22 protein-coding genes are annotated in these 25335 nt (G+C 69.7%); 11 read left to right on the top strand and 11 right to left on the bottom strand.

Annotated features, from left to right (window positions below; translation table 11 throughout):
• The first annotated feature begins 2 nt into the window (after positions 1 to 2).
• Positions 3 to 911, top strand: a complete 909-nt coding sequence (locus LWF15_RS00280; RefSeq protein ID WP_232808255.1) for a zinc-binding dehydrogenase — start codon at positions 3 to 5, stop codon at positions 909 to 911.
• Here the strand turns inward: LWF15_RS00280 and LWF15_RS00275 are convergent.
• Positions 908 to 2476, bottom strand: coding sequence for an ABC-F family ATP-binding cassette domain-containing protein (locus LWF15_RS00275; protein WP_232808254.1), 1569 nt, complete (start codon positions 2474 to 2476; stop codon positions 908 to 910). The two genes, LWF15_RS00280 and LWF15_RS00275, sit on opposite strands and share 4 nt — an antisense overlap.
• Positions 2477 to 2837: 361 nt before the next feature.
• On the opposite strand from LWF15_RS00275, the gene LWF15_RS00270 reads away from it, so the two are divergent.
• The 3 genes from LWF15_RS00270 (at position 2838) to LWF15_RS00260 (ending at position 6077) form a co-directional block, all read left to right on the top strand.
• A complete protein-coding gene (locus LWF15_RS00270) occupies positions 2838 to 4124 on the top strand; it encodes a glycosyl hydrolase family 18 protein (protein ID WP_269809396.1) in 1287 nt (428 codons plus the stop codon).
• A 418-nt stretch (positions 4125 to 4542) separates the two neighbouring features.
• Positions 4543 to 5304, top strand: a complete 762-nt coding sequence (locus tag LWF15_RS00265; RefSeq protein WP_232808253.1) for a S1C family serine protease — start codon at positions 4543 to 4545, stop codon at positions 5302 to 5304.
• Positions 5305 to 5348: 44 nt separating this feature from the next.
• Positions 5349 to 6077, top strand: coding sequence for a coiled-coil domain-containing protein (locus LWF15_RS00260; protein ID WP_232808252.1), 729 nt, complete (start codon positions 5349 to 5351; stop codon positions 6075 to 6077).
• 78 nt (positions 6078 to 6155) lie between these two features.
• On the opposite strand, the gene LWF15_RS00255 is transcribed toward LWF15_RS00260, so the two are convergent.
• Positions 6156 to 7394 (bottom strand): glycoside hydrolase family 16 protein, encoded by a 1239-nt coding sequence (locus LWF15_RS00255; RefSeq protein WP_232808251.1) that lies wholly within the window; start codon positions 7392 to 7394, stop codon positions 6156 to 6158.
• Positions 7395 to 7539: 145 nt separating this feature from the next.
• On the bottom strand, positions 7540 to 8523 hold the full coding sequence (locus LWF15_RS00250) for a formylglycine-generating enzyme family protein (protein WP_232808250.1): 984 nt from the start codon (positions 8521 to 8523) through the stop codon (positions 7540 to 7542).
• Between the two features lie 120 nt (positions 8524 to 8643).
• Here LWF15_RS00250 and LWF15_RS00245 point away from each other — a divergent pair, with 120 nt between their 5' ends.
• Entirely contained in the window at positions 8644 to 10089 is a 1446-nt protein-coding gene (locus LWF15_RS00245) for a GuaB1 family IMP dehydrogenase-related protein (RefSeq protein WP_232808249.1), read from the top strand.
• A 43-nt stretch (positions 10090 to 10132) separates the two neighbouring features.
• On the opposite strand, the gene LWF15_RS00240 is transcribed toward LWF15_RS00245, so the two are convergent.
• The gene (locus LWF15_RS00240; protein ID WP_232808248.1) at positions 10133 to 10675 is read right to left on the bottom strand and encodes an SMI1/KNR4 family protein; all 543 of its coding nucleotides are present in this window, start codon (positions 10673 to 10675) and stop codon (positions 10133 to 10135) included.
• A gap of 139 nt (positions 10676 to 10814) precedes the next feature.
• On the opposite strand from LWF15_RS00240, the gene LWF15_RS00235 reads away from it, so the two are divergent.
• The 3 genes from LWF15_RS00235 (at position 10815) to LWF15_RS00225 (ending at position 13248) form a co-directional block, all read left to right on the top strand.
• Positions 10815 to 11654, top strand: coding sequence for a hypothetical protein (locus LWF15_RS00235; RefSeq protein ID WP_232808247.1), 840 nt, complete (start codon positions 10815 to 10817; stop codon positions 11652 to 11654).
• Between the two features lie 95 nt (positions 11655 to 11749).
• Positions 11750 to 12283, top strand: coding sequence for a SigE family RNA polymerase sigma factor (locus LWF15_RS00230; protein ID WP_232808246.1), 534 nt, complete (start codon positions 11750 to 11752; stop codon positions 12281 to 12283).
• Positions 12280 to 13248, top strand: a complete 969-nt coding sequence (locus tag LWF15_RS00225) for a hypothetical protein (protein ID WP_232808245.1) — start codon at positions 12280 to 12282, stop codon at positions 13246 to 13248. The genes LWF15_RS00230 and LWF15_RS00225 overlap by 4 nt, the downstream gene beginning before the upstream one ends.
• A gap of 527 nt (positions 13249 to 13775) precedes the next feature.
• Here LWF15_RS00225 and LWF15_RS00220 read toward each other — a convergent pair.
• The 7 genes from LWF15_RS00220 to LWF15_RS00190 all read right to left on the bottom strand — a co-directional run bounded on the left by LWF15_RS00220 (position 13776) and on the right by LWF15_RS00190 (position 22452).
• Positions 13776 to 14156: a VOC family protein gene (locus tag LWF15_RS00220; protein WP_232808244.1), complete on the bottom strand. Its 381-nt coding sequence runs from the start codon at positions 14154 to 14156 to the stop codon at positions 13776 to 13778.
• A gap of 72 nt (positions 14157 to 14228) precedes the next feature.
• A complete protein-coding gene (locus LWF15_RS00215) occupies positions 14229 to 14972 on the bottom strand; it encodes a hypothetical protein (RefSeq protein ID WP_232808243.1) in 744 nt (247 codons plus the stop codon).
• A 326-nt stretch (positions 14973 to 15298) separates the two neighbouring features.
• Positions 15299 to 18139, bottom strand: a complete 2841-nt coding sequence (locus tag LWF15_RS00210; RefSeq protein WP_232808242.1) for a DUF5682 family protein — start codon at positions 18137 to 18139, stop codon at positions 15299 to 15301.
• Complete coding sequence (locus tag LWF15_RS00205) at positions 18136 to 19257, bottom strand: ATP-binding protein (RefSeq protein ID WP_232808241.1); 1122 nt, start codon at positions 19255 to 19257, stop codon at positions 18136 to 18138. The genes LWF15_RS00210 and LWF15_RS00205 overlap by 4 nt, the downstream gene beginning before the upstream one ends.
• A 23-nt stretch (positions 19258 to 19280) precedes the next feature.
• Entirely contained in the window at positions 19281 to 20624 is a 1344-nt protein-coding gene (locus tag LWF15_RS00200) for a VWA domain-containing protein (protein ID WP_232808240.1), read from the bottom strand.
• On the bottom strand, positions 20621 to 21961 hold the full coding sequence (locus LWF15_RS00195; protein ID WP_408622460.1) for a hypothetical protein: 1341 nt from the start codon (positions 21959 to 21961) through the stop codon (positions 20621 to 20623). The genes LWF15_RS00200 and LWF15_RS00195 overlap by 4 nt, the downstream gene beginning before the upstream one ends.
• Positions 21961 to 22452, bottom strand: a complete 492-nt coding sequence (locus tag LWF15_RS00190) for a hypothetical protein (protein ID WP_232808238.1) — start codon at positions 22450 to 22452, stop codon at positions 21961 to 21963. Before LWF15_RS00190 ends, LWF15_RS00195 begins: the two co-directional genes overlap by 1 nt.
• Before the next feature lie 130 nt (positions 22453 to 22582).
• On the opposite strand from LWF15_RS00190, the gene LWF15_RS00185 reads away from it, so the two are divergent.
• Genes LWF15_RS00185 through LWF15_RS00175 form a run of 3 tightly spaced genes read left to right on the top strand, consistent with a single transcriptional unit; the run spans position 22583 to position 25304 of the window.
• On the top strand, positions 22583 to 23203 hold the full coding sequence (locus tag LWF15_RS00185; protein ID WP_232808237.1) for a PadR family transcriptional regulator: 621 nt from the start codon (positions 22583 to 22585) through the stop codon (positions 23201 to 23203).
• Between the two features lie 2 nt (positions 23204 to 23205).
• Positions 23206 to 23889 (top strand): ABC transporter ATP-binding protein, encoded by a 684-nt coding sequence (locus tag LWF15_RS00180; RefSeq protein WP_232808236.1) that lies wholly within the window; start codon positions 23206 to 23208, stop codon positions 23887 to 23889.
• On the top strand, positions 23886 to 25304 hold the full coding sequence (locus tag LWF15_RS00175; RefSeq protein ID WP_232808235.1) for an FtsX-like permease family protein: 1419 nt from the start codon (positions 23886 to 23888) through the stop codon (positions 25302 to 25304). Before LWF15_RS00180 ends, LWF15_RS00175 begins: the two co-directional genes overlap by 4 nt.
• The last annotated feature ends 31 nt before the right edge of the window (positions 25305 to 25335 follow it).

Genomic DNA, 25335 nt, shown 5'->3' with positions numbered 1-25335 from the left:
CGGTGCCCGAACCGGCGGCACCGAGCCGGGGGCAGGTGGTCCTGCGGGTCACCGCCGGCGGCATCTGCGGCAGTGACCTGGACTTCTTCCTGGGCGCCACCACGCCCGAGGGCACTCTGAAGGAGAGCATGTTCGGGGAGCCCGGCTTCCCGTTGCACGAGGTCACCGGTGAGGTGGTGGCCACCGCGCACCCTGCTCACGCGGTCGGCGACCAGGTGGTGGGCTGGGCCGCCCGCGCCGACGGGGTGGCCGAGTTCGTCACCACCGACGGCGACGAGGTGGCGGCCTACCGCAGCGGGCTGAGCCCCGAGACCGCCGTCCTGCTCCAGCCTCTCGCCTGCGTGCTCTACGCGGTCGGGACCCTGGGCGACCTGTCCGGCCAGGACGTGGCCGTGCTCGGCCTCGGCCCGATCGGTCTGCTGTTCACCCACGTGCTGCGTTCGCGCGGCGCCCGGCGGATCATCGGGGTGGACCGGGTGAACCGTTCGGCGATGGGCCTGCGGTTCGGGGCCGACGAGGTGGTCTGGTCGTCGGTCGACCGCTGGGCGCGCGATGCGGTGCTGCAGCCGCAGGTGGTCGTCGAGTGCATCGGGCACCAGGCCGGAACCCTGAACGACGCGATCCGGGTGACCGCCTCCGCTGGGCAGATCTACTACTTCGGCATCGTCGACGAGGCCGCCCAGACGGTGAACCTGCGCCAGGCGCAACGCAAGAACCTGACCCTGCGCACCGGGATCACGCTGCAGCGGCGCCGGATGCTCGCCGAGGCCGACGCCTACCTCGCCGAGCATCCGGAACTGCAGACCGGTTACGTCACCGACGTGCTGCACGCCGTCGAGATCGAGACCGCCTTCCGCCGGGCCCTGAACCCCACCCCCGAGCAGGGCAAGGTGGTCGTGCGCATGCCCTAGAGGACGAGCCGGGGCCAGTCGGCCAGGTCGGCCAGCAGCTGCCGGTCGTGGGTGGCCACCACCACCGCGGCCGGCGTCTGCGACAGGGCCTCGGTGAGTTCGTCCACGAGCGTCGCCGACAGGTGGTTGGTCGGCTCGTCGAAGACGATCAGGTCCGGCCGGCGCGCCAGGTGCAGGGCCAGGTCCAGCCGTCGCTGCTGGCCCTGCGAGAGGCGCCCGGCCGGGGTCCGGCGGGCCTCGGCGTCGAGCAGACCGGTCGAGCCGAGCGAGGGCTTGTCACCGGGCACCGCGTCGTAGACCTGCTGAGCCGTGGTCTCTCCGGTCCACGGCTGCACCTCCTGGCCGACGATCGCGACCGTGACCCCCTTCGCCGTCTTCACCAGGCCGGTGGAGGGAGCCAGTCGGCCGGCGAGAACGGCGAGAAGGGTGGACTTACCGGCGCCGTTGGGCCCGGTCACCAGCAGCCGGTCGCCGCCGGTGAGCTGCACTGAGACCGGTGCCCGGAGCCGGTCCACCACGGTGATGTCCGAACCGGAGAGCAGGGGCAGGCCCTTGCGCACCTTCAGTTCGGGCCAGTGCAGTTCGGCCGGAGGTTCGGGCACGGTGATCCGGTGGGCCTCCAACGCTTCCTGCTGGCGTTTGAAGGCCTGCACCACGCCCGGCGCGTGCGACTGGCGTTGGTGTTTGCCGGTGCCCTTGTCCGGACGCCAGCCGGTGCTCAGCCGGTCGCGGGCCTGCGCCGCCGCCTGCTCCAGACGTTGCCGTTCGGCCACCTGGGCGGCGTGATCGGCCGTCCAGGCGGCGCGTTCGGCCCGGCGGCCGTCCTGCCAGCCGAGGTAACCACCGGTGTAGGAGCGAGGACGTCCGTCGCGGCTGGGATCGAGGTTGAGGACGTCGGCGGCCAGGTCGCGGAGCAGAGCGCGGTCGTGGCTGACCACGGCCAGACCCCCTGGGTGCTGCTTCAGCCGGCTGGTGAGGAAGGCCAGCCCGTCGGCGTCCAGGTGGTTGGTCGGCTCGTCGAGCAGGAGCAGATCGTCCGGGGCCCCCAGCAGGCAGGCCAGGCGCACCCGGTACCGCTGGCCGACGGAGAGCGTGGCCAGCTCCCGGTCTCGGTCCCGGCATGCGTCGAGCGTCTCGAGCGCCACGTCCACCCGACGTTGGGCGTCCCAGGCGTCCAGCCGGGTGGCCGCCTCCAGCGCCGCCGCGTAGCTGTCCTCGGCCGCGTCGGTGCCGTTCGCGAGTTCTTCGGTCGCGACCTCGAAGGCGTGCAGTGCCGCCAGCGGGGCCGCCAGGGCCTGGTCGACCAGCGTGCCGACGGTCTGACCGTCGTGTACGGCCATGGCCTGTTCCAGCAGGGCGAAAGACCCGTTGCGGCGAACGGTTCCGGAGTCTGGGGCCAGGGTGCCGGCCAGAACGTGCAGCAGCGTGGTCTTTCCGCGGCCGTTCTCGCCGACGACGGCCAGACGGGAACCGGCCGACACGGTGACCGACACGTCGTTCAGTACCGGGCGTCCGCCCAGGGTCAGGAAGAGGTTCTCGGCACGCAGGTGCGCAGTGGTGGGCACAGATTTCTCCGCAGCTCGTTTCGGAGCCGGGCGCGCCTGAGTAGCCGCCCGGCGGATGACCGGAACGGCGGCGGGAGAAGCCGTGGAGAGGCTTGAGGACCGGCCGCCGTCAGGCGGCGGACCTCAACCTCATGAGCACGGTGCCTGGACACATACCGCCAGGGTAGGCGCTGACCGTTCGGCGACCAAGCGATTTTCGCCCCGCCTAAATGCAGGTAAATGCCGTTCGGAGCACTTCCGCGACATTCGGCCCGCTGCTACCTTTGAGGTACTAATTAGTGAGGGAAACTTACTAATTATGGCTTGATGCCGGCTGTCCCTGACGCAGCCGGACCTCCCCTGAACGAGCCGGAGCAAACTGATGAGCCGACATCTCTCAGCACGCAGCGCATCCATTGTCTCGGAGCGGTTCTCGCCCCGAAGCCTGATCGGGACCTTCTCCCTCCTGGTGGCGGTGGCGACCCTCGCCCTGACCACGGTGCTCGGATCGGGCCCGGCCAGCGCCGCGCCCACCCTGCCCACCCATCTCCTCACCGGCTACTGGCAGAACTTCGTCAACGGGGCGAAACCGCTCAAGCTGGCTGATGTTCCGCGCAGTTACGGCATCGTGGCGGTGTCCTTCGCCGACGCGGTGCCGAGCCGGGCCGGGGCGATCGACTTCACCCTCGACAGCGGGCTGGCCTCGGCGCTCGGTGGTTACACCGACGCGCAGTTCAAGGCCGACGTGGCCACCCTGAAAAGCCGCGGCCAGAAGGTGATCATCTCGGTCGGTGGGCAGAACGGCACGATCTCGCTGCCGAACGCGGCCGCGGCCACCGCCTTCGCCGACACCACCTACGCCCTGATGCAGGAATACGGTTTCGACGGCGTCGACATCGACCTGGAGAACGCGCCGAACCTGACCCAGATGACGGCGGCGCTGCGCTCCCTGGCCGGTAAGGCCGGTTCGGGCTTCGTGCTGACCATGGCCCCGGAGACCATCTACGTCCAGCCCGGCGGCTCCTACCTGCAGTTGATCGACCAGGTGAAAGACCTGATCACAGTGGTCAACACGCAGTACTACAACTCCGGCAGCATGATCGGCCGGGACGGGAAGGTCTACAGCTCGGGCACGGTCGACTTCCAGACCGCCCTGGCCGACATCCTGCTCGACGGTCACCTGCGGGCCGACCAGGTGGGCCTGGGCCTGCCGGCCACCACCAGCGCGGCGGGCAGCGGTTACGTCAACCCGAGCGTGGTCAACAACGCCCTCGACTGTCTCACCAGGGGCACGAACTGCGGCTCCTACAAGCCGGCTTCGACCTACCCCACGCTGCGGGGTGCCATGACGTGGTCGATCAACTGGGACGCGTCGAACGGTTACAACTGGGCCAACACTGTGGGCGGGCACCTGCCCAGCCTGCCGGGTGGCGGCACCAACCCGCCCACTACACCGCCGACCACCACTCCTCCGACTACGCCTCCGACCACTACGAACCCACCCACCACGGGGTGCAACGGGGTCGCAGCATGGAGCGCCACGACCGCCTACAACGGCGGCGCGAAGGTTACCTACAACCAGCGTTCGTGGACGGCGAAGTGGTGGACGTACGGCGACAAGCCGGGTGCGAACGCCCAGAACGTCTGGGTGGACAACGGCGCCTGCTGAAACAGTGAGCGCGTGGGCCGGACGGGGGTCACCCGTCCGGCCCGTTCGTCGTTTTGCTCGGCTGAAAGCCGACACTGACAGTAAGTACGTTGCTTCGGTGGGATGAAAGGTCAGCTACAGCAGCCATATCGACGTTGGGGTGACCGACTGGGGCGGTCGCGCCTGGAGAGTTACCGGGTGTGCCGCCGACCTCTGGAGACGACACATGCAGCCCGACGCTCTCATCGTTCCCCGCCAGCAGGCGGGGTTCTGTACGGGCTGCGGGCAGCCGCGTAGCGGCCCGGTGTGTAACGGCTGCGGTCGAGTGGCTCCGGCTGTTCCAGTTGCTCCGGTCGCGGTCGCGGTCGGGGCTTCGGCTCCGGTGGTGGTGGCCGAAAACAATGGACGGGGGCACCGCGGACTTCGCGTCACAGCGGTCGTGATTGCCGCCGTACTGCTCGCCACCGGCGTCGGTCTCGGGGTGAAGAACCTGGGCGACCAGAACAGCACCGAGGAGGCGCTTCGCCTCAGCGCCGCCTCGAACGCCGAACTGCAGCGCAAGCTGGACTCGCTCAGCGGCAGCACGGCCACTCTGACCAACCAGATCGCCTCGCTGCAGAGCAAGGTCGACGGCCAGCCCGACCCGGCCAAGGTGGCCGCCGGGGCCCAGCCGTCGGTGTTCACCGTGGACACCGCGACCGGAACCGGCTCGGCCTGGGTGGTCTCCTCGGACGAGGCCGGGTCCGAGCTGATCACGAACTACCACGTGGTCAAGGAGACCTGGCGGGCCGGCGGGCGCACGGTCACCATGATCCGCGACGACGCCGAGTACACCGGCACGATCGAACAGGTCGAGCAGGCGGCCGACCTGGCCGTGCTCTCGGTCGGGGAGAAGCTGCCGGCCCTGCCGATCGCCGAGAAGAAGCCCGCCGTGGGCGATCCGGTGCTGGTGCTCGGCTCCCCGCTGGGGCTGGGCGGCACCGTGACCTCCGGCATCGTCTCGGCCTTCCGCACCGCCGACGGCACCAAGGAGATGCAGTTCTCCGCGCCCATCAGCCCGGGGAACAGCGGCGGCCCGGTGATCAACCTGAACGGTCAGGTGATCGGTGTCTCCGTGGCCAAGTACGTGGCCGACGGCGCAGAAGGGCTGGGCATCGCCATTCCCGCTGCCACGTTGTGCAGCGTGCTGAGCGTCTGCTGAATCAGCCTTCCCCAGAACGAGCCTCGACCAAGGATCGATACCTCATGCCCGAAACCCAGCCGACTGCAGCGCTCCCGGACGGACACACCGTCTGGTCCTGCCCCACCTGCGCCGGACCGGTGGCCACGACCTGGCTGTTCTGCGAGAGCTGCGGCACCGACTTCCGGGTCAGCCGCCCCAACCGGCTCACGACGCCGATCCCCCTGCAGACGGCCGCGCCCGTCGTCCAAAATCTTCCGGTGATGCGCGCCGAACCGGTGCCACCCGCCCGCTCGCCACAAACGTCCTCTGGTCTGCTCGAACGACTACGCGACGGTCTGGCCGACCGACTGCCGAACGCGCCGCACCTCTCGGCCGACACCGGCACCGCGCTGAAGGCTCTGGGCGGCCTGCTCGCCGTGGTCCTGATCGGTGTGGCCGTCACCGTGCACCTGCAGACCCGCGCCGATCTGCACCGCACCGAGCGCACCCTGGCCTCGGCCCAGGAGCAGCTCACCGGGGTGCGGGCTGACCTGGCCGCGAACCAGGCCAAGCTGGTCAGTACCAAGGGCGACCTGGCCGACGAGACCGCGAAACTCGATGAGACGCAGGGCAGTCTGGAAGACGCCAACGACCGGCTCAACCTGCAGAACGACCAGATCGACGACCTGAAGTCGTGCCTGGGCGGGGTGCAGGCGGCGTTCAGCTACTTCCTGAACGACTCCTTCGACAGCGCCCTGAATGAGCTTTACGCCGTCGAGGCGTCGTGCGACCGCGCCTACGCCCTGTTCTGATCCACCCCAAGAACGGCAGAGCGCCGCGCGGGTGGATGGGACCTGCGCGGCGCTCTGCTCAGAACGTTGCCGGACGGTTCAGCTCAGCGCGGTGGACGTGCTGGAGTCGACCGACACGGTCAGCGGGGAGGTCGGCGACTGGGTGGTGCCGGGACGCTCGTGGGCGGCCCAGTCGCTGGTGTGCCAGAAGTTGACCAGGTAGCTGGCCGGCCGGTTCGGGATGCGCTCGGCCGGGCCCTGGTAGTCCCAGAGCGTGGTCTCCTGGCCGGCCTCGTCGGTGATCGTGAACCGGACGTTGTCCTTCGTCCAGTCGATCTTGTAGTCGTAGTAGTTCTTCGAGGAGTCGAAGCCTCTGATCGCCGGGACGGTGGCCGGGCTGGCCTCGTCACCGCTCAGCGTCTCGACGCAGTTGCCCGAGAAGTCGGTGTAGTAGCAGGTGGAGATGACCTTGCCGGCGGCCAGGTCGATGATCCGGGAGACCCGCTGCGACTTGGCGGTGCTGTCCTCGTAGTCGGTGTAGATGGTCAGGTTGACCACGTCGGGCCGGGCGCAGAGCACCTCGACGTCGATCTCGCTGTTGTCGGTGAGACCGTCGCCGTCCTGGTCGGTGCCGTCGTTGCCGTAGGTGAAGATGCCGGTGACCGCACCGGTCTTCGGCTGAGCCGAGCAGTCGGCCGTCTTCACCCGGCTGCTGAAGCTGCCGTAGAGGAACTGCTCCTTGGAGGCCACCTCGGCGGCGTTGCCCGGGGAGGCGCCGGCGCCGGCCGGGATGGTGAGGTTGAGGGCCTTGCCGTCTTTCGCCGCGGTGTCGCCGACCCCGCCGGTGACCGAACTGCCACCCCGCGCGTACTTCTGGTAGAGCGAGGAGACGTTGCTCGCCCAGTCTTCGGTGTTCTTCTTGCCCGCGAAGACCGGCGTGGCGCCCGAGGGGGCGGTGCTGGTGGACGAGGGCGAGGTGGTCGCAGAGGGCGCCGTGGTCGGGTTGTCGCTCGGCTGCGTGGTTTCCGGCGCGGTCGGTTCGGTGGTGGCCGTCTCCGAGGGCGTGCTGGTCGCCGTGGGCCGCTTCTTCTTGTACTTCTTCTTCCAGTGCTTACGGGGCCCGTCCGACGCCGGGTAGGCGCTGCGCTTGCCGTAGGCGACGGTGCTTACCTCGTCTTGTGTGGCTGCCGCAGTGGTGGTTTCGCCGCGGCTGCCTCCCTGTACGGCCATGGCGGTGCCCCCGGCGGCCAGGACCAGAGCCGTGAGCGAGGCGGTGACGAGATACACGCGGCGACGACGAGCGTTCTTCAGCGACTTACGGGTCAGGGACTTCTTCATCGGGTTTCAGGGCCTCCGAGGAGTTCGGAGGACTCCCTGCCGAAGGTCAGGACATCGGCAGGGGGTCCACTGCTTTCCCCGAAATCCTGGCCGGGCCGATCTCAATGAGAGGTCAAGCACCGGGTAAAGCCATGTCGACCTTGACTTAGGTGTTCGGGTGCTGGCTCAGAGCGACCGTCCGGAAACCGGTGTTGGCCATTGAGGAGTCGGGGGTGTTGGCCGAGCGGGCGGCGTTGCGGTAGCGGTTGCAGTACGAGGGATGGCACAGGAACGAACCGCCGCGCATGGATTTCTGACCGCCGCCCTCAGGTCCCCCGGGGTCGGTCGCGGTACCCCCGGTGACACAGAAGGCGTAGTACGCCGGGTGCGCCCAGTCCGAGCACCACTCCCACACGTTCCCCACCGTCTGCCAGAGACCGTAGGCGTTGGGCTGGTAGGTGCGGACCGGAGCAGTGGTGAGCCACCCGTCCTCAAGCGTGTTCTCGCCCGGGAAGGTGCCCTGCCAGACGTTGCAGGCCCAGCGGCCGTCGACGAGTTCCTCGTCGCCCCAGGGGTAGCGCAGGCCGGTCGTACCGCCCCGGGAGGCGCACTCCCACTCGGCCTCGGTGGGCAGACGGCGCCCCGCCCAGGTGCAGTAGGCCGACGCATCGTTCCAGCTGATGTGGGTGACCGGGTGGTCGGGCAGGTCGTCGATCCCGGAGTGACGGCCGTGCGGGTGGCGCCAGTCGGCCCCCTTGACCCCCAGCCACCAGGGCGTCGCCGGGGGCTGGCCGACGATGTCGGCCTCGTCGCCGGCGAAGGCCAGATGGAAGACGGCCGAGAAGCCGAACACCTCGGCCTCCGTCCGGTAGCCGGTGGTCTCGGTGAAGACCGCCCAGTCGGCGTTGGTCACGGTGGTCGCGTCGATGCTGAAGGCCGAGACGGTGACCGGGTGGACCGGGGTCTCGCCGTCGGCCCGCCGGCCGTCGCCGAGGGCGTCGCCCATGGCGAAGGTCTGCCGGGGAACCAGGCACTGCTCGATCGTGTGGGTGCCGGTGCGCTCCGGGGCCTGCGGGATCAGGAGCCGCGGCGTCGGCGCGAGTGGTTCGCGGGCGGGCGCGCAGCAGGAAGGTTCCTGGTTCTCGGGCATCACCGCCATGATGACTCACGCTCGGTGGGCGGTTCGGAGCGGGGCATACGGACGCGTGCGGATCAGTTGGCGGTGCTCGTTCGTTACTGTGAATTGTTGTCCGAACACTTGGAGCCCTCCGTGCGTTTTCTCGACGGCCACCTGCCGCAACGTGACCTGACCTACAACGACGTCTTCATCGCCCCCGGCCGCTCCGGGGTGGCCTCGCGCTTCGACGTCGACCTGGCCAGCACCGACGGCACCGGCACCACGATCCCGGTGGTGGTGGCCAACATGACGGCGATCTCCGGGCGGCGGATGGCCGAGACGGTGGCCCGGCGCGGGGGCCTGGCGGTGCTGCCGCAGGACCTGCCGCTCGACGTGGTCGCCGAGGTGGTCGAGTGGGTCAAGCAGCGGCACCCGATCTTCGAGACACCGGTCGAGGTGCACGCCCACGACACCGTGGCCGACGTGCTGAACCTGCTGCCCAAGCGCTCGCACGGGGCGGCCGTGGTGCTCGACGAGCAGCGCCACGTGCTCGGTGTGGTCACGGCCGCCGACTGCGCCGGCGTCGACCGGTTCACCCAGGTCGGCGCCGTGATGACACCGGGGGTGGTCACGGTCGAGGCGGGCGAGGCCGAGGCCGACCTCGAGGGCGCCTACGGGGTGCTGCACGAGACCCGGCGTCGGTTCGTCCCGGTGGTGCGCGACTCGGTCCTGGTCGGGGCGCTGACCCGCACCGGGGCGCTGCGCTCGACCGTCTACACCCCGGCGCTGGATGCCTCCGGGCGTCTGCGGGTGGCCGCTGCGGTGGGGATCAACGGGGACGTCGCCGCGGTGACGAAGTCGCTGCTCGATGCGGGGGTGGACACGCTCGTGGTGGACACCGCCCACGGCCATCAGGAGAAGATGCTCGAGGCGCTGGCCGCGGTGCGCTCGGTCGACCCGCAGGTACCGGTGGTGGCGGGCAACGTGGTCACCGCCGAGGGCACGCGCGACCTGATCGCTGCGGGCGCGAACATCGTGAAGGTCGGCGTGGGCCCGGGCGCGATGTGCACCACCCGGATGATGACGGGGGTGGGCCGGCCCCAGTTCTCCGCCGTGCTCGAATGCTCCGCTGCCGCCCGGGAACTGGGTGGGCACGTGTGGGCCGACGGGGGAGTGCGGCACCCGCGCGACGTGGCCCTCGCCCTGGCCGCCGGGGCCAGCCAGGTCATGGTCGGCTCGTGGTTCGCGGGCACCCACGAGAGCCCGGGCGACCTGGTCACCGATCCGTCGGGCAAGCAGTACAAGGAGAGCTTCGGGATGGCCTCGGCGCGGGCGGTGGCCGCCCGGACCAAGGCCGACTCACCGTTCCAGCGGGCCCGTAAGGGGCTGTTCGAAGAGGGCATCTCGAGTTCGCGGATGTATCTGGACCCGGCCCGGCCCGGGGTGGAGGACCTGCTCGACGAGATCACCTCGGGCGTGCGTTCGGCCTTCACCTACGTGGGGGCGCGCACGGTGCCGGAGTTCGCCGAGAAGGTCGTGATCGGGATGCAGTCGCCGGCCGGTTACGAGGAAGGCCGTCCGCTGCCGGCCGGGTGGTGAGTTTTGAGGACGTCCTTGGGCACCTTGGTCGGGCCGGTCGCCTTCAGGCGGTGGCCCGGTCCTCGGTGCCGGCCAGGGACGTGACCAGGGCGGAGAAGCTGGGGAACGGGTGGGGGCGGTCGTCGCTGCCGGCCGCCCAGGCGTAGGCCTTCCACTCACCGTCGGGGCTGATCCGCGCCGCGTCGATCAGGCCGTACTGCCCGCGGCCGTCGTCCAGCACCACCAGGCAGTCGGCGATCACCTCGATGATCTCCTCGAAGCTGCTCCAGGCGTCGACCAGGTCGTGCTCGGGCGAGCGGGCCCAGCGCAGTTGCGTGGTGGAGAGCAGTCCCTGCAGCGAGTCTGCGTTGCTCCAGCCGTTGCTGCAGGTCAGGAAGCTTCTGAGGCTGGGCGGCAGGGGGTGGCCCAGTCGGTGCTCGGCGGCCTGGACCTCGGCCGGGGTGGCGGGCCGGCGGCCGTGCCAGGCCGGGCCCTGGCCGAGGGGCAGAGGTGGGCTGTCGCCGTTGGCCTGGCTGGGGGCGTAGCGCGTCCGGGAGCAGAAGCCGCTCAGGAACTCGTGCCACTGGGCGGTGCTGCTGAGACGCATGGGATTCATGATCTCGTCGGTCATGGGCGGTTGGCGAGGGTTTGAAAGTTTTTGGCCCTCCGCCTCAACCGGGAGGGGCCTTGGGCGTGTTCTTTCGGGCGACAGCGGATTCGCTGTCGGGTCGAGGGGAGATGAACCGATGAAGAAGGTCACCACGGTGGGAGCGTCGGCTCTGGCCATGTGCGCGGCACTGGCCGGTGGGGCGGTGCTGGTGGCGCCGGGGGCTTCGGCAGTGGCTGCTGCTGCGCCCTATGAGGCGGCGGGTCTGCCTCAAACTTCTGAGCAGTTGGCCTACGTGCAGCGGGGCCAGGTGGTCACGGTGTACCGCGGGGGTCAGGTGCTGGCCGAGGTCGAGGCCCAGTCGGCGGCCCACCCCGGCGGCCGGGCCAAGCTGGTGCTGAAGGTGAAGGCGCACAAGACCTTCGCCTTCCGGGCCGGTCAGTTCCTCTGGGCCGACGCCAAGGGCGACCACGAGGCGTTCAACCCGGTGCGCAAGGTCCGGGTGCCCGGCGGCAGCACCGGCACGGTGAGCATCCGGTTCGACGGGGTGCGCGACGGCAACGTGGTCTGGGCCCCGCGGCGGGAGAACACGGTCGGGGTCTGGCAGGTCGAGGGGAGCACGGCGAAGGGGGCGGCGCAGTTGCTGTCGCCGAGCTACGTCCAGCGTGACTCGGTGGTGTCGGTGTACAAGGCGGGCAAGGTGGTGGCCCGGGTCACCGCCCAGTCCGCGGTGCACGCCAAGGGCAAGGGCAGCGTGCGGCTCGATGTCGAGGCGGTGCAGAAGTTCTCGCTGCGGCCCTCGGCCTTCGTCTGGAGCGACCGGGACGGTGACCGGCACAAGCCGGTGGCCGGCAAGAAGGTCTCGCTGGAGCCGAAGACCACCCGCAGCATCACGGTGAAGTACGACGACGTGGCCGCCGGCGGGCTGGTCTGGTCGCCGCGCGCCCACCTGGTGGCGGGGGCCTGGGGCATCGGCTGACCTGCCGCGTTTCGCGGGTCGCCGGGCAGACGGAATGCTGTCTGCCCGGCGGCCCGGACCGGGGGGTGGGGGCCGCCGTCGAGGTGTGGGGGACGATGAGGCAGGACCTGAAAGACCGCTTCCAGCTGATGGCGCTCAGAGAGCTGCCCCGGCTGCGGCGCTTCGCGCTGCACGTCTGCGGCGATGTGCACCGGGCCGACGACTACGTGCAGGGCACGCTGGAGAGGATGTACGTGGCCTGGCCCCGGGTGCACGAGATCGACCATCCCGGAGCCTATTTGCGGGCCGTTCTGCTGCGGCACGTGCTCAACGAGGGGCGCCGCTCGTGGCGGCGTGAGCACTGCGTCGCGCTGCTGCCCGAGCGTGGCTACGACTCCACGCCGGGTGCCGACCTGGGGATGGACCTGACCCGGGCGCTCGCCGGGCTCACCACCCGCCAGCGAGCCGCGGTGGTGCTGCGCTACGTGGAGGACCGGCCGGTCGCCGAGGTCGCCCGGATCATGGGCACCACGCCGGGTACGGTGAAGCGGCAGTGTTCCGACGGGGTGGCCCGGCTGCGGCTCATCCTGGGCGACGATTTCGCCGATGAGGGGTTGTCCCTGGAAGAGGCTGGAGGTGGCGCCCGATGAGTGAGCCGGACGAGCGCCTCCCGGAGCGCCTCCGACAGCTGGACGAGGCCGGGCCCGCGATGCCCGAGTTCGACCTCGACGCCGCCGTGCGCGGCGGCGAGCGCCGGGTTCGGCGGCGCAACGCCGGCACCGCTGCCGCGGCCGGCGCCGGGCTGGTGCTGGCCGGGCTGGTCACCGGCTCGATCTGGACGGGCTGGACGGGCTGGACCGACGAAGAGCCGGAGCTGGTCACCGCCCCGGACCCCGCCGAGCTGGTCTACGAGCAGCACGGCGATTCGGTGATGGTCTACCGCGACGGCGATCCGCTCGCCCGGGTCAGGCTGGAGGCGGTCACCGTGGGCCGAGAGGGCTCCGGCACGGTCGAGGTGACGGTCGATTCAAACGGCCCGTTCACCCTCAGCCCCGCAGGGTTCTTCTGGGCCGGAGAGGGCGAAGACGTGGCACCCACCGACGCCGGGCCTCAGGTCACGGTGGAGGGGGCCAAGGAACTGCGGCTTACCTACAGCGAGGTGTCCGACGGTGAGCTGGCCTGGATCCTGCCGGGGGTGGGCCAGCCCGCGGCGGTGTGGAGCGTCGGGGCGGGCACCTCGCCCACCGAGGTGAAGACCGACCGGGTCTGGTACCTGCAGCAAGAAGACACGGTGGCCGTCTACCAGGGCCGCAGCCCGCTGGCCCAGGTCACCGTGTCCGACGTAGGCCGGGCCGGCGAGACCGCTCAGGCCCGGGTCGTGCTCACGGCCACCGGCCACTACGAGCTCAGAGGCGACGACTTCCTCTGGGCCGCGGCCGACGGCACCCAGCACGCAATGGTCGAGGGCAGTTGGCCCTCCCTAGCCTGGCGGGGCGCCTGGGCTATTGGAGACGTGGGTGGGCCGAGCGCGCGGCTGGAGTTCGAGCCTGTGGGAAAGGGCGCGGTGGTGTGGGCGCCGGGCGGGGGAGAGGCAGCGGGCGTCTGGACCCCCTGAACCGCTGGCCGTCTCGCCAACTGAGCCGCTAGCCGTCCTGCTGGCCGAGCGGCTGGCCGTCTCGCCAACTGAGCCGCTAGCCGTCCTGCTGGCCGAGCGGCTGGCCGTCTCGCCAACTGAGCCGCTAGCCGTCGCGCTGGCCGAGCGGCTGTCGTTTCCCGGCTGGCTGCTGGTTGAACTGCTGGCCAACCGATGGCTGAGCCGTTGGCCGTCCCACTGGCTGACTCGCCAGCCGTCCCTCGACTTGGGCTGGCTGCACCGGCGGCGGGCTCGGCCCGATGCCCCGCTGCCTATTGCCAGACGGTGGCCGACTGCCGGAACTCTTCTGGATCGCTGTACACCGGATCACACAGCAGATGGCCGAACTGCTGTCTGAGCCGCTGGCCGTCCTCGGGCCGACCCGCCGCCGACCCATCGCCGACCCTGCTGTCTGAGCCACTGGCCCTCTCGCTGGCCGTCCTCTGACCCCGGCTGGCTGACCTGTTGGCAAGCCACCCGGTAGTGGGCTCGGCCCCTGGGCCCGGTGCCTATTGCCAGACGGTGGCCGACTGCCGGAACTCTTCTGGATCGCTGTGCACCGGAATCACGCACAGCAGATGGCCACCCGGTGCCCGCAGCGTGCGGCAGTCCAGCCACCGTCCCACCTCCACCGCCCCCAGCCCCAGCAGCCGGTCCGTCTCTGCGTCAAGGTCGTCCGTCTCGATGTCGATGTGGAAGCGCGGGGCGTCGTCCACCGCCTGAATTGCCGTCACCAGCCCCGGAAATGCCCCCTTGAGACTGGTGAACTGCTCTTCGCCAGGCACGGGGGTGGCGGGGACGCCGAGCGCCGAAGACCAGAAGGTCGCGGCGGCGGGTACCTCGTCGCGGGGGACGTCGATGAGCAGCGTGGAGAATCGGCTCCTGTGCATGGCCCCCAATCTACGAGTTGACGGCGCCTGTGCACCCTCTTATGAGCCCGGCTGCTCCGCGGCGACCGGCCGCTACGAGGGAGGCGCCTGTCTCACCGGCACTTTCAGGTATTCCATGTGCTGCAGAAAGCTGCTGAACACCTCTGATGCATGACTGGGGGCCGGCGTCGGATGCAGCCCATTGCCCAGATCCTGCCCCGCCGCGGGCTCAATGCCGAGGTAGCTGGCCACCCGGTGAGCACCGAACTCCTTCACCGCCTGCGCCAAGAGTGCCTCGATGTGCCGACAGGAGGTGCGCTCGCCCAGCCCGCCGCAGGCCAGATCGTCGTTCGACCGGCAGCTCAGTCCGTGGTCCCCGGCGGTGATGGAGGAGGCGTAGACCCGTGACGGTGTTGTCTCACTCGGGATCACGCCCTGCAGCCTCCCGTCGGCCAGTTCGAGGAAGGCAACCTCAGGGAGGTCCGCCCAGTCGCCCTGCGGAAACTCATTGCTCTGACGGAACTCGCTGTGCTGCGGGGAGTGGGTGGGCTGCGGCAGGTCGGCGGGCTGCGGGGAGTGGATGGGCTGCGGCAGCTTGGTGTGTTGCGAGGAGTGTGTGGACTGCGGCAGCTCGGCGGGCTGCGAGGAGTGTGTGGACTGCGGCAGTCCGGGGGTCTGCAGGAAGTGGGTGGGCTGGGGAGAGTTGGTGGGCTGTTGCAACTGCGGTGAGCCGAGCGTCGGCGTGCTTGGTCTTTCTTCTCCGAGCTTGTTCGCGCTTACAGCTACTGATTTCGACTGAGCCGTTCCGCGTTCGCTGTGCTCGTTCCTGTCTGCCACTTGCCCGCCCCTCCTTGGCTGTGTGGTTGCCCCTCCGGGGTCTTTCTAGCGAAATGCGAAGACCAAGGGGTGGTGCCTCGCCGAGCAAGGACGGTTCCCGTTCGGGTCGTAATCGGCCGGGTGCGGAGGACGCCGGCTGCACGTGCCCTGCTCCGGACCCCGGAGCCCGGAGCCCGGAGCCCGGAGCCCGGAGCTCGGAGCCCGGAGCCCGGAGCTCGGAGCCGAGACCCGAGCCAAGGCCGGAGCCCAAGCCCGAGCCGCAGACCGAGAGCGGTGCCAAGGTCGGGGCCCTGAGCCCGGCGGCCGGCCGGATCCTCCTACTCCACTCATCCCCTGAGCAGGTCGGCCACCGCTCTCATGGACGCTGGGAACTCCCGGAAAAGCTTTCCCGCCGGGGCATCAGCCGAAATGCTGCCCGAAGCTCCCGTTTTACCGACGGCGAACTCTGTCCAGGCGCCTTCTTGCCCCAACAGGCCGGCGACTCCAAGTGCTGTGGTGGGGTGGGCGTCCAAAAGCTTTCTGGCCAGCGGGTGGTGATTCTGGGCGGCCGGTGCCTGGGGGCCTGTGCGGACTGGTGCCTGTGTTCGGTTCCACGGGGCAGTCCAGGAGTCCAGGGTGGGTAGTTGGCCCGGGAACGTGCGTCCTGCCTCGCGGGTGAGGATCGGGACGAGTTCGGCAGCTTCCTGTTTCAGGGTGGTGATCAGGTTGGGCAGCCAGGGGAGGAGCACCGGGTCGGGCAGGCGGGCGAAGGCCTTCGAGAGGGTCTCGACGACGAAGGGGGACAGGCGGGGGACGGGTTCCATGGCGTGTACGAAACCGCTCACGTACTGCGGGAAACTGGGGACGACGAGGGGGTTGGCCAGGAGCTCGTCGCACTTCTCGCGCAGGTCGCCGATGCTCAGGTGGCCCAGTTGGTGGCGTGCGGCCCAGAACAGTGCAGTCTTGGCCGGGGTCTGGGGTGCGGACTGCTGCACCGCGAGCTCCAGCTGAGTGCGCTCGCAGCCGAGGCTCAGGGCCAGGCCCTCCATGCTGAACAGGAAGCCCAGCATGGCTGCCACCTGCCGCACGCCGGTCTCCTCGTCGGCGAACGAGGTGGGCAGCAGGGTGCAGTAGTGGGCGTAGCCGGCGGTGACGAACTGCTGGCACCAGGTGGGTAGCCGGCCGCCGGGATGGGCGGGGCTCTCGAAGTAGGCGATCAGCCGGCGGATGCGGTTGAGGACGAGTGGGGCATCGTCGACCGTGCGCTCGGCGGCCAGCAGCTCGACCGCGCGTAGGCCCAGCTCGTCTGTGAGGCGCGGGCTTTCTAGGAGGCGCAGCGAGTCTTCCACGGCGCCCAGGGCGTCGGCTGCGGTGGCTTTTGGATCGTGCACCGAGCGCCGTAGACGCTGCTCCAGAACCTGCTCGACGGTGACGCCCTCGTAGCCGAGCTCGATCAGGGTGCGTTGCTGGCGGCCCAGGTCGAGGTCCCAGCTCTCTTGGCGAGACTTCTCCCCCAGTCGCCGTGAGCCCATCACGGTGCGGACGGCCCGGCCGGGCAGCAGGTACTGCAGGCGCCAGAGCAGGCGGGAGCAGCCGGCCAGCTCGGGCTGGGCGACCAGGTCGATCAGGGCCCGCCGGATCGTGCGGGACTGTAGGTCGATGCCGAGCGGGGCGAGCCGGTCGTGGACGTCTTTCGCCAGCGGCGGCAGCGCGTCGTAGCCGACCTGACCCACCTTGTCGCCGCCGAGCAGGATCTCGCACAGGTGCCGGACGTCGCGCCGGCCCGGCACCACGTCCTTCTCGATGCAGGTGATCGCCGCGTCCTGGAAGTCGTAGGGGGTGGGCCGCAGCCGTCCTCGCATCCCGGCCAGGAGCACCGACGTCTGGTAGACCGCGATGGCATCGGCCGTGCTGGCCAGGTAGCCGTTGCGACGGGCGAGCCGGACGATGTCGACGCACCAGCCACGCAGTTCGTCTTCGTCCAGGCCGCCTCCGGGGGGAGCGGTGGCCAGGTACTCGCTGAGCTTGTCGGTGACCGGAGTGGCCGGGGCGGGTGCGGGCAGCGCCTTGGTGGAGCGCCGGCGCGTGCCCTTCTGCCCCTCCAGGCGGAACGGGGCAAGACCCGAACGCCTGAGCGACTTCTCCCAGGTGGCCGAGGCGATCGAGACCGATCCGGGGGCGAGCCCGAACTGCGCCTCGATCGACGAGTGGCTCGACGGGATCAGGCCGTACAGCCACTCGGTGCCGCTGCGCGGGCTGATCTGCAGATCGGGTGTGCCCGGGGTCGACCCGGCCTCCTCGACCCGGCTGACGGCGTGAAAGGCCCCACACACGTACAGGGCCTCGGACCGGTCCAGGCCCGAGGAGGCGAGGTGGGCGCGGATCCTCGTCCACATGTACCGCTCGCGCTCCTCGTCGGAGGCCAGCCGCTCGCTGTCTTCCGGGGTGAGCCGCCGGAAGAGGCTGCCGATCAGCGTCATCACCTGGCGGTAGGTGTCGTGGTCGGCGTCGGCCAGTGGCTGCTCGACGTACTGGTCCCACCACTCCGACCAGTGCCGCACCTTGCCGTGGTGCAGCAGGTACTGCTCGAGCTCGGCGAACCGGGGCCGCAGGTCGCCGATCTCGACGCCGACCGCATCGCCGTGCAGGTTCTCTTCCGCCTGGTCGGGCTGGTCGGGCTGGTCGGCCGATTCCTGAGGGAGCCACTGGAACACGTGGTCGGCCGACCGGTCGACGAGAACCAGTTCCACGCCGGGCGTCTCGAGGGCATAGGCGATCGCCTGGTACTCCGCCGAGGCCTCGGTGATCGGCGCGATCACGTTGAGCGGACCCCAGGCGGCCGGAAAGCCCTGCAGGTCGGAGGCGAACGCCTGCAGGGCCACCGGCAGCCGGCAGTTGCGCAGCTCGGTCAGCAACGGCTGTAGGTCTTCGCAGAGCTCGAGGTAGATCACCTTCGGCTGCTTCTGACGCAGCCGCCGGCCCATCGCCAGCGCCGAGGCGGGCGAGTGGTGGCAGACCGGGAAGATCTCCAGCGGCTCGGCCAGGGAGTGATCGACGTCGTCGACCAGGCCCTGGAGGATCTCCGGCAGGGCGGCCGGACCCTCTGCGAAGGTGGCCGCGGCGTCGAGCAGTTGCCCCCGCAGGGCCTCGAAGGTGTGACCAGGCACCTGGCTCCGGACACTGCTCATGACAGTGCGCTGATCGCCTGGCGACCACCCTCGAGGAAGCCCTGCCACTGTCCGCCCTCGTCACCCTCGGCCTTGCTGCGCGGCTCGACCACACCGTGCAGATAGGTGTTCAGGATGGCCAGGTCCTCGGGGCTGCGGCGGGCCAGCGAGCCCACCAGCGACCCGGCCAGGGTCTGCGCGGTGAGCTGCTTCTCGCCGAAGAACGTGCTGTGCAGCACCGCGTCTTCCAGCACACCGATCTGCTCGGCGGTGGAGAGCGCGGACTCCAGCTTCTCGTCGTCGCTCTTGGCCGCCGCCGCGGCCGCCCGCAGGTCGGCGAAGCTCTGCAGCAGGACGTCGAACAGGGTGGGCGGCACCTCGAGGTCGATCGCGTGGCGGCGCAGCAGTTCTTCGGTGCGGAACCGGACGATCTCGGTCTCGCTCTTTTTGTTGGTCACCACCGGGATCCGGACGAAGTTGAACCGCCGCTTCAGCGCCGAGGAGAGGTCGTTAACCCCCCGGTCGCGGCTGTTGGCGGTGGCGATCACCGAGAACCCGGGCTTGGCGAAGACGATGTTGTCGTCGTCCAGTTCCGGGATCGAGACGTACTTCTCGGACAGGATGGAGATCAGGGCGTCCTGCACGTCGCTGGTGGAACGGGTGAGCTCCTCGAAGCGGCCGATCACCCCGCCCTCCATCGCGGTCATGATCGGCGAGGGGATCATCGACTCGCGCGACTGCCCCTTGGCGATCACCATCGAGACGTTCCACGAGTACTTGATGTGGTCCTCGGTGGTGCCCGCGGTGCCCTGCACCACCAGGGTGGAGTTGCGGCTGATCGCCGCCGCCAGCAGTTCGGCCAGCCAGCTCTTGCCGGTGCCCGGGTCGCCGATCAGCAGCAGACCGCGGTCGGAGGCCAGGGTGACGATGGCCCGCTCGACGATGCTGCGGTCGCCGAACCACTTCTGGGAGATCTCGCGCTCCAGCCCGTCGGCCCGCTCGGAACCGAGGACGAAGGTGCGCACCATCTTCGGGCTGAGCCGCCAGGAGAACGGCCTGGTGCCGGTGTCGACGGACTCCAGCCAGTCCAGCTCCTCGGCGTACTTGGCCTCGGCCGGGGCGCGCAGCAGGTCACTCATGAAAGATTTTCTCCTCAGCGGTTTCAGGCGATGAAGTTCTTGAGCTCGGTGACGAGCTTGCCGATGCGACCGGAGATCACCGGTGTGCCCAGGTCCTTCAGGCGCTGACGGAACCAGGGGTTGACGCTCTGTGAACCTGAGCTGTTGACCGAGCCGACCGGGATGAAGCGCACCCCGGACCGGTGCACCGCCTCGATCCCCTCGAACAGCGGCTGCGAACGGTCGAACTCGTAGAAGTCCGAGATCCAGACCATCACCGTGTTGCGCGGGTCGGCGATCTTCGGGCGGGCCATGGCCATGGCCACCGGCCCGTCGTTGCCGCCCCCGAGACTGGTGCGCAGCAGCACCTCGAACGGGTCGTGCACCCAGGGGGTGAGGTCGATCGCCCGGGTGTCGTAGGCGATCAGGTGCACGTCCACCTTGGGCAACCCGGCGAAGATCGAGGCCAGGATGGTGCAGTTGACCATCGAGTCGACCATGGAACCGGACTGGTCGACCACCACGATCAGCCGGGCCGGGGTGACGCGCTTGGCGGTCTGCCGGTAGAACAGCCGATCGACGTAGAGCTTTTCGTCTTCCGGGCTCCAGTTCGGCAGGTTCTTCCAGATCGTGCGGTCGAGATCGAGGTTGCGGTAGACCCGCTTGGGCGGCACCGTGCGGTCGACCGTGCCGGCGCTCGCCTGCGCCACCTGGGTCTTCAGCACCTCGGTGACCTCTTCGACGAACCGGCGGATCAGCGCCTTGGCGTTGGCCAGGGCCACCCCGTCGAGATTGCTCTTGTCTCTCAGCAGCTGCTCGATCAGCGACATGCTGGGGGTGAGCCGGCCGGCCAGGTGGTTGTCGGCCAGCACCTCGCGCAGCTGCATGCGGTTGACCAGATCGCCCTCGATACCGGCCAGCATCGGCCCCAGACCGCTGCCCTGCCCCTGGCTCCGCATCTCGCCCGGGCCGAAACCGCAGGCCCGTTCGAACCAGCCGGCGTCGGCCTGCCAGCGGGCGAGCTGACCGGCGGTGACGTTGCCCTGACCGGTGGCGAACACGTTGAGCAGGAGCTTCGAGACCAGGGCGGCCCGCCGGACCTCGTCGGCCTTCTCGCCCTCGGCCACGGTGCCCTCAGCCATCAGGCCGTCGAACTCGGCCTGCAGGTGGGGAAAGCGCTGGACCAGGTTGTCCACCGAGGTGCCCGGGTCGAGCAGCACAGAGGGAAGGTCGAGGTCTTCGACCACGGCCACGCTCGCGCTCTCGAGCGCAGGCTGCTCGTCCGGATCGAAGAGCCGGGCCAGGAGCCGCCAGTAGAGCACCTGACGACGGTTCTCGGCCGCGCTGTCGGAGAGGGCGTTCGCCGGAACGGACGCTTGTTCGCTCATTTGCGCAGCAACCTTCCCGCCCGCTCCCGCAGGACCTCGACCGCTGCTCCGGCCACCGCCTCGGCCTTGGCCGCCTTCGGCTCGGTGGGGCCGAGCGCCCAGTCGCCGGTGTGCGCCTCGACCGCCTTCTTGCGCACCGTTGCCTGCACCGCGAGAGGCCGCACCGACCACCGCCCGGCATCGTGCCGGAGCAGAGCTATGCAGGTGGTGGATGCCCCGACCATGGCCGCGGTGAGGGGACCGGCCGCAAGGAGTGGATCGATCGGCAGGGAAAGACCGCCCAGATCGATCTCACCGTCGGAGACGGTGTAGCCCTCCAGCAGAACCGGTTCCAGAATGGCTGCCGGGTGGCGTTCGAGCGGGGCGACCGGCGCGGCCAGGGCCCCGGCCAACCGGACCCGGGCCGTTGCGAACGGATCGGTGACCTCACCGGCCGAGGCGCGCGACTCGTCCCAGATCAGGTCTCCGAAGGCGGTCAGCGGGACGCCCGCGAGTTCGACCGAGCGATGCTTGGCCAGGGCGTCGAGCAGCACCGGGAAGCCCTCGAGCAGGCGCCAGGCCGAAGCGCCGGTGATGGTGTCGACCTTGGCCGCAGTGACCGAGGTGCGCACCAGCCGGACCTCTTCTCCCTCTTCGAGCAGCCCGTGCACCTGGACCTGGAACGCGGTGGGGTGTTCCCGTAGGTCGGCTCCCAGGATCAGGAAACGGCCGGTGACCTCCCGGGCCGATGCCTGCGACTGGGACATCAGTAGCGCCCGGCCCCACAGATCGGCCCAGCGCCGGGCCGGGACCTGCGGCTGCGTGGCCACCGGCGCCGCGGCCCTCAGCTCGGCGGCCAGCCCGTCGATCAGCACGGCCGGGCGACGGTGGCGCGGATCTTCGAGCAGGCCGGGCACCAGACGGGCGCCGGCGGCCGCGACCTCGTGGTCCACGCCGCGCCAGCCGGTGATGGCCAGTTCGCGCAGCCAGGAACGGATCCCGGCCGGCACCGCGGAGCTGGGCGCGGTTTCGGGCAGGTCTGCCCGAGGGCGGCTCAGCGCCTGGTCGAGCCCGGCCAGCAGAGCATCGTGGGCCGCACCCAGGAGCGCCGCCCGCGCCCCGGCCAGGGCCACCAGGTGCTCGTCGGTGATCGAGCCGGCCTCGATCTTGGCCACGGCCTCGGCCACCGGCGTGGCCAGCGGTGAGTCGGCGAACACCGCGGCCAGATCGGCGAGCGACTGCAGATGGCTCTCGTCGGGACGGCCGAGACCGTGCACGAGCGCCTCGTCGAACCCGTCGACCAGGGCCAGTGCCTCGGCCAGGCCGGCCGGCGGGCTGCTCAGGGCTTCGGCGAGGATCACGGCTGCGCCTGCCCGGCCGGGAACCACTGCAGCTCGGGCAGCGGCTCGGTGGTGACCGGCACCTCCAGGTAGGCCAGGTGCCGCAGGAAGCTGCTGAACACCTCGGCGGCCTGGCCTTTCACTCGAGCGGGGCGCAGGCCGGCCGCCAGCTCCTGACCCTGAGCCACCTCGATGCTGAGGTAGCGGGCCACGCGTTCGGTGCCGAACTGCTTCTCCGCCTCGGCCAGCAGCGCTTGGATGTGCTTGCAGGGACTGCTGCCCAGACCGCCGCACGGCCGGTTGTTGTTGGTGGAGCAGTCGAGCCCGTGCTCACCGGCCGAGATCGATGAGACGTAGACCCGCTCGATGTCGGACCCGCTGGACACGACACCCTGCAGACGCCCGTCGGACAGTTCGAGGAACGGCACCTTGGCCAGCTTGCGCGGATGTACCGGTGGCACCTGAGGCGCCACGCTGACCCGCGCCGGATCGGTTACGAGCTTCTTCACAACCCCTGCCTTCCGCGGCCCGGCCCCTCCGGGTGGAAGAAGTTGTAGCGGAAGCCACCGACAGAATCGGATCACCGGGACGAACGCGGCAGTATTCACGCGGTGTATGTATCGAGTGTATAGTCGTTCCATGGCCACCGGTGATGCGCTCCTCGCGCTCCTTATTCTTGGCCCGCGGCACGGCTACGACCTGAAACGAGCCTATGACGACTGGTTCTCAGGTCTGCGGCCGATGGCCTTCGGGCAGGTCTACTCAACTTTGTCCCGGCTCCAGCGGGACGATCTCATCCAGGTCGCCCAGACCGAGACGGCCGAGGGGCCGGAACGCACCGTCTACGAGCTCACGTCGGTCGGCCGCACGCGTGCTCAGGAATGGCTGAGCGAACCGGTCGACCCGGACGTGCCGGGTGGTGCACCGGCCGACGAGCTGATCCGGAAGACGCTGGCGGCCTATCGTCTCCACACCGATCCGGCCGGTCTGGTCGCCCGGCAGCGAGCGGTGCACCTGCGGGCCATGCGAGCCCTGGAGCCTGGGACCGGAGGTGAGGTCGAAAGCCTCGGCCGGGCGGTCACCAGCGATCACCGGCGTCAGCACCTGGATGCCGATCTGCGATGGCTCGAGGTCACGGGCGAACGCATCCGGCGTTTTCCCGCGCCGCCGGTCGATGCTCTGCTCGGACCGGTCATCACCGATCCGGCCGACGGCTCAGGCAATTTCGTGAACGATGCGCAGTCCGGCGAAGGAGCATGAACATGTCCGAGCAACCGGTTCTCGTGCTGGAGAACATCCAGCACGCCTACCACCGTACGGTGGCTGTGCAGGGCATCAGCCTCAGCGTGCAGGCGGGTGAGTTCGTGGCCGTCACCGGCCCGAGCGGGTGCGGCAAATCGACCCTGCTGCATGTTGCGGCGGGGCTGATCCGGCCTCAGGCGGGCACGGCGTACCTGATGGGCCGCTCGCTGGCCGAGACCACCGATGACGACCGGGCCCGGCTGCGCCGCAGTCGGCTCTCCCTGGTGCTGCAGTTCGGCCAGCTGGTACCGGAACTCAGCGGTCTGGACAATGTGGCGCTACCGTTGCTGCTGGAGGGGCACGACCCTCGGGAAGCGCGCAAAATGGCCGCGAGCTGGCTGGAGCGGTGCGGTGCCGAAGCGCTCGGCGACGTGGCGCCGCCCGAGATGTCCGGCGGGCAGGCGCAGCGCGTCGCCGTTGCCCGGGCGCTGATCACCGGCCCGCAGCTGATCCTGGCCGACGAACCGACCGGAAGCCTGGACTCGGCCGGGGGCCGGGAGCTGCTCGACCTGATGCTGGGAGAGGCCCGGAGCGGCGGCGCCGCCCTGGTCATGGTCACCCACGACAACTCGATCGCGGCCCGGGCCGATCGCGAGATCCACCTTCTCGACGGCAGAATCGTCTCCGAGGCGGTGCTCGCATGAGTGTCGGCACAGCGCCCCGTCCGCACCAGGTCTTCTGGCAGTTGTCGCGTCCGAAGGCTGCAGCCGACCGCCGGCGTGCCTTCCGGATGTCTGCGGGCGTTGCCGGCAGCGGAGTGTTTCTGCTCGCCGCACTGGCTCTGCTCAGCATCGACGGCAACCCCAACGCGGCGATGTCGTGTGCCCCCACCAATTGCGTCCCTCAGGCCCCCTCGGAAACTCCCTATCAGCCGGGCCTTGCAGACTACGTGACCCAGCCCGACTTACGAGCCGGCACCACGTTCGGCGCTCTGCTGCTGGTCGTCCCGTTCATCCTCCTTGCGCTGCAGGCGTTGCGCACCGGCACGGCGGCCCGCGAACGCAGACTCGCTGCACTGAGTCTGGCCGGGGCCACCAGAGGCGACCTACGGCGGCTGGCCCTGATGGAGGGGACACGGGCCGCCGTCGTAGGGGCGCTGGCTGCCGGACCGGGGTACATCCTGCTCTGGCTGCTGCTCGGTCCCGTGATGCCCAACAATGCGAAACTGCTTCCTCAGCCAGGAATGCCCCTAATATTGGGCTGGCTCGGTCTTGTACTCGTGCTGGGCTCGGCCGGTGGGCTGATCGCCCAGCTGACAGCACGCCCGGCCACTGTCTCGCCGCTGGGTCTGACTCGTCGGCGGCCACGCCCCCTCACCCGCTTCGACGCCCTCGTGCCGGTCGTCTCTCTGATTGTCATCGTGGCGTGCTTCATCGGGCCGCTGGGATACCAGGACTACATGCTGATGATCGTCTTTGCCGCTGTCATGACGCTTTCGGTCACCGGCGGACCTTGGCTCATCCTGCTGACTGCGCATATTTCCTCGCGAAGGCAAGGGCTCCTCACCTCATTGGCCGCGCGGCGCCTGCTGGCCGACGTGCGCACACCGGGGCGGGGTGTGGGCGTGATGCTGGCGGTCGGTGTCACGTTCGGTGTCCTGCCGGTTCTGGTGGCGAATGTCATCACCCAGGTGAACCGCGAGGACTACGGCTTCTACCTGTACGGAAGCGGTGGCGCAGCAATTGCCGCTCTTCTGGCAGCCGTGGTAGCCACCTCGTCCCTCGTTGTGGGAGCGACTGAACAGGTACTGGAAAATGCCCGAGCAACAGCGGTCTTCGTTGCCCTGGCGGCCTCACCGAACATGGTCTCGAAAATTGTCCGCCGTCAGCTGATGCTCGCCGCAGTCCCGCCCACGATGATCGGTGCGGTGTTGGGCTGGGCGGCATACGTACTGCTGCTGAGGAACGAGGGGCAGAACATTGTCTGGATCGTCGCCACGCTTCCCGTCGCTTTGGGCTCTGCGGCCCTGGCCGCAGTGCTGGGTGCGCTGATCGCCACCATGGCGGTCGGCCCGGCGATCCGGAGCAGTTCCGGGCCGGAAAACCTTCGCACGCCATAACGACAGATCAACCAACAGAGGACGTCCGGGG

The organism is Kineosporia rhizophila, assembly GCF_021277265.1.
Taxonomy (GTDB): Bacteria; Actinomycetota; Actinomycetes; order Actinomycetales; family Kineosporiaceae; genus Kineosporia; species Kineosporia rhizophila.
Note: the sequence above shows the minus strand (reverse complement) of the source record. Positions and strands in the feature narration are given on the sequence as shown.